This window comes from Salibaculum sp. (assembly GCF_035270045.1).
Classification (GTDB): domain Bacteria; phylum Pseudomonadota; class Alphaproteobacteria; order Rhodobacterales; family Rhodobacteraceae; genus Salibaculum.
Genome location: NZ_DATFIP010000001.1, coordinates 1 through 4,146, shown reverse-complemented (window position 1 = coordinate 4,146; position 4,146 = coordinate 1). Strand labels below are relative to the sequence as shown.

Genomic DNA, 4,146 nt, shown 5'->3' with positions numbered 1-4,146 from the left:
TGGGCGGTCACGGTCGCCAACTTGACGATTTTCTTCAGCCTATGGGAACTCTTCGCCCGTTCGGGCGCGGTGAACCCGGTCTTTTTCCCCACCGCGTCGGGCATGTTCTCGACCCTCTTCGAGGGGCTGACCGCGCGGGCGCCGCCGGATGCGATCATTTCAGGGCAGATCATCGACCATCTGCTTTATACTCTTCGGACGCTCACCATAGGCGTGCTTCTGGCTTGCGCGATCGGCATCCCCGGCGGGCTCTTGATGGGGGGCAACCGCTATGTCGAACGCATCCTGTCGCCGTACGTCTGGGGCTTGGCGTCGCTGCCGCGAATTGCGTTGGTGCCTCTCTTCATCCTGTTCATGGGCTTCACCGTCGAGATGCAGGTCACCATCGTGACGCTGGCGGCAATGTTCCCGATCATGATCAACGCCTGGGCGGGGGTGAAAACGACGGAGAAGTCGCTGATCGCCGCCGCCAAGGTTTTCGGCGCCAACCGGCGCCAGATCTATTCCAACGTCGTGCTTCCCTTTACGCTGCCCTTCATCATCGCGGGGGTGCAGCAGGGTATCGGTCGCGGCATGGTGGGAGTGATCATCGCCGAGATCTTCGGCGGCTCCAGTGGGCTCGGTTTCCTGATCGTGCGCTCCGCCGACACGTTCAATTCCGAACTGATGTACGCGGTCCTGCTGCTGCTCGTCATCATCTCGCTGTCGTTCATCAAGATCACCAAGATGATCGAGGTCTACATCGCGCCCTGGCGCCAGCAGCAGATCATGTAGTCAGAGCGTCCATTGCAAAATAACGACCACAAAAAGGGAGGAGTCACCATGACCAAATTCAGCAAGAACGGGCCGATCCGGCTCAACCGAAGAGACGCGCTGTTCCAGGGGGGCGCGGGTGTCATCGGCACGATGATCGCCGCGGGCACGCTTCCGGGCCAAGCCTTGGCTCAGACCCCCAGCGCCGACAACGTGATCGCAAACCTCAAGGCGATCAAGATGGGCGACTTCAACCCAAACTATGCCAACCAGTGGGCGTTCCGTCTGGCACAGAGCCTCGGCTTCTACGAAGAAGGAGGGATCGAGGATTTCGAGATCATCCTGTCCGATGAGTACATCGCCGGCCTCGTCGGCCGCAGCCTCGACATCGCTCACGGTGACACGAGCGAGTTCCTCGCCGCCGGTAACGCGAGCGGCCTTCCCATCACGATGATCTCGCTGCATCGCAGCGCGGAGTTTTGGATCATGGGTGTCGGCCCTGGCATCGAGACGCCCGAGGATCTGATCGGCAAGACCATCACCGGCGGCAACCTCGCCGGCCGCAACACCTACATCCAGCGCCAGATCCTCATGAAGATGGGCCTCGATCCGGACGAAGACGTGACTTTCGTGCCTGCCTCGGGCGGGTCGGATTCGCGTCTTGGCGCCGTCATAAACGGGAGCATCGATGCGGCCAGCATGTTCCCGCGCCACCGTGCCCCGCTCGAGGCAAGTGGAGGCAAGTTCCTCTACGAGGAACTCGTCAGCGCGCCGCAGGAGAGCTTCGCGGTCATGGGTGACTGGCTCGACGCCAACGCCGATACGGCCCAAGCCTGGCTCGTGGCCGATATCAAGGCGCGCCAGTGGCTGATGGACCCCGCGAACAAGGAGCAGGCCTACCAGATCATGATCGACCTCGGCTACGAAATCCCGGACAGCTTCCGTGAGCTCTACGAAGTGGAGCTGATGCAGCTCAGCCCCGATGGCGGCTGGGCGTCGGCCGAGGAGATGGACGAGTTCGTCGCAACGCTGGTGGAAACGCAGCAACTGCCGGAAGGTATCGATTGGCGGAATTTCTATGATCTGACCTACCTTTGGCGCGCGCAGGAAGCGCTGGGGCTTGAAAAGCGCCCGGCGTCTATCTGACGACATGCCGCGTCGACCGGTGCTTCCGGTCGACGCTCGAGAAGGTTGAATGCTCCGCCGTGCCGCGGCGGAGCATTCCAATGGTGACCAAGAGGGCAGGCCAATGGGACAGTTGGTTGAAGGCGTCTGGCAGGACACCAATACCAGGGAGGTAAACAGGGACGGCCAGTTCGTGCGCAATGCCTCCCCGTTCCGCAACTGGGTGACGATTGACGGCTCGCCCGGGCCCACGGGGCAGGGGGGGTTCAAGACCGAGGCCGGGCGCTACCACCTCTATGTGTCCTACGCCTGCCCCTGGGCACATCGCACGCTACTCTACCGAAGCCTTTTGGGCCTTGAGGACGTCATCGATATCTCGGTCGTCCACCCCGTGAACATGGAAAACGGCTGGGTTTTCGACGGTTATCTGGGCGCGACGCCCGACAGGATCGGCGGGGCGCGCTTCATGCACGAGGTCTATACCCGCGCCGAGCCTGGATATTCGGGCAAGGTCACGGTCCCGGTCCTGTGGGACCGGGCCACCGACGGCATCGTGAACAACGAATCCGCCGACATCATCCGCATGCTGGGCGGGCCGGCGTTTCGCGGGTTGGCCAGGACGTGGGTCGATTTCCTGCCCGCCGACAAGCTGGACGAAATCGACGAGATCAACGATTACGTTTACCGGACCATCAACAACGGGGTGTACCGAACCGGGTTCGCCCAGTCGCAACAGGCTTATGAGACGGGCGTGGCGGAGATGTTCGAGGCCTTCGGAGTGCTCGATGAGCGCTTGCGCGACCGGCGCTTCCTGCATGGAGATCAGCTACTGGAGTCAGATCTGCGGCTCTTCACCACGATGATCCGGTTCGAGCCGGTCTATTACTTCCACTTCAAATGCAACGTCCGACTGCTGAGCGATTACCCGAACCTCCGCCGCCACACCCGGGATATTCTGAACCTGAACGGCGTTCGCGGCACCGTGTTTCTCGATCATATCGTCGACCATTATTATCTGGCCCACCGCCGCATCAATCCATATGGAATCATTCCTGCCGGGGCCTCGGTCGACCTCGACGGACCGGATTGGGGACCCGATGAGGGGCAGGAGATCGCGGCATGCTGACCCTTTACCACTACGATCGTTCCACCGCCGCGCAGCGGGTACGGCTTCTGATCGAGGAAAAGGGATTGGAGTGGAACAGTGTCATCGTCGATACGGCTCGTGGTGATGTTGATCAACTGCCCGAAAATTACCACGAGATGAACCCCAAGGGCTTGATCCCGGTGGTCGAAAACAACGGCGTCGGGATCGCGGAATCGAATGTGATTCTGGAATACCTGGAGGACGCATTCCGAGACACGTCTTTTCGACCGGACTCCCCCGAGGACCGCGCCATGATGCGGCTCTGGATGAAGCGGATCGACGACGGTGTGCATGTCGCCAGCCGCACCATAGGCGTCTGCATCGTGAACAGGTTCATCTATCTGGAGCAAGGCCAGGAGAAGATCGAGAAATACCACGCGCACATGCGGGATCTGGAACGTCGTGACAATGACCAGGTGAATATCTCAATGGGTCTCGAGTCGCCCCTCCTGCCGGGCGCGCTGCGCACCTTCCGCGGGCTCTTCGAGGACATGAATGCCCGACTTGTCGAGCACGACTGGCTGGCGGGTGCGTCCTATTCACTGGCCGATATCGCGCTCGTGGTTTACCTGCGGCGGATGGAATCCTTCATGATGGCGCCCCTCTGGAGCCATATGATCGGCCTGACCGACTGGTATGAGAGGATCGCGGCCCGCCCGGCCTACCAGAAGGCAGTGGTCGACTGGGGCGACATCACTGCGGACAAGCGAACCGAGCACGGGACCGGAGCCTTCGAGACGATCGCGGCGCTCTGGAAGGAGGCGGCGGCGTGATCCAGTGCGGAGGAGCCGGAGGGAAATTCCGGTGACAACCGATCCGGTGTTATTCTGGATCACGGCCTTTGCGGCGGCACTCTTCGTTGGCGGCAGCAAAGGCGGTTTGCCGATGATCGCTCTCTTGAGCGTCCCGACGATGTCGCTGGTCATGTCGCCGATGCAGGGGGCGGCCCTCCTACTGCCGGTTTATTTGATCAGTGATGTCTACGGCATCTGGATCTACCGCCATTCCTATTCACGCCGGAACCTCGCGATTCTTATCCCGGCCTCGGCCATCGGCATCCTCGCGGGCTACATGCTGGCCGGGAAGACCGATGAAGACGTCGTCCGCGTGGTGATTGGCTG

Annotated in this window: 5 protein-coding genes; all 5 read left to right on the top strand. The window is 61.4% G+C overall.

What is annotated here, in order from left to right:
* Nucleotides 1-774 (top strand): ABC transporter permease (locus tag VJ897_RS00025; protein WP_324052080.1); only part of this gene is annotated, 774 nt, incomplete at its 5' end.
* 48 nt (nucleotides 775-822) lie between these two features.
* Nucleotides 823-1,899 (top strand): ABC transporter substrate-binding protein, encoded by a 1,077-nt coding sequence (locus VJ897_RS00020; protein WP_324052078.1) that lies wholly within the window; start codon nucleotides 823-825, stop codon nucleotides 1,897-1,899.
* 103 nt (nucleotides 1,900-2,002) lie between these two features.
* Complete coding sequence (locus VJ897_RS00015) at nucleotides 2,003-3,004, top strand: glutathione S-transferase family protein (RefSeq protein ID WP_324052077.1); 1,002 nt, start codon at nucleotides 2,003-2,005, stop codon at nucleotides 3,002-3,004.
* Nucleotides 2,998-3,798 (top strand): glutathione S-transferase family protein, encoded by an 801-nt coding sequence (locus VJ897_RS00010; protein ID WP_324052075.1) that lies wholly within the window; start codon nucleotides 2,998-3,000, stop codon nucleotides 3,796-3,798. Before VJ897_RS00015 ends, VJ897_RS00010 begins: the two co-directional genes overlap by 7 nt.
* Nucleotides 3,799-3,829: 31 nt before the next feature.
* Nucleotides 3,830-4,146, top strand: a 317-nt coding sequence (locus VJ897_RS00005; RefSeq protein ID WP_324052074.1) for a TSUP family transporter, incomplete at its 3' end; no start/stop codon positions are given.

Excerpts from the sequence above, each read along its gene's own strand:
- VJ897_RS00020 (WP_324052078.1), top strand. The coding sequence starts at position 823 with ATGACCAAATTCAGCAAGAACGGGCCGATCCGGCTCAACCGAAGAGAC.
- VJ897_RS00015 (WP_324052077.1), top strand. The coding sequence starts at position 2,003 with ATGGGACAGTTGGTTGAAGGCGTCTGGCAGGACACCAATACCAGGGAG.
- VJ897_RS00010 (WP_324052075.1), top strand. The coding sequence starts at position 2,998 with ATGCTGACCCTTTACCACTACGATCGTTCCACCGCCGCGCAGCGGGTA.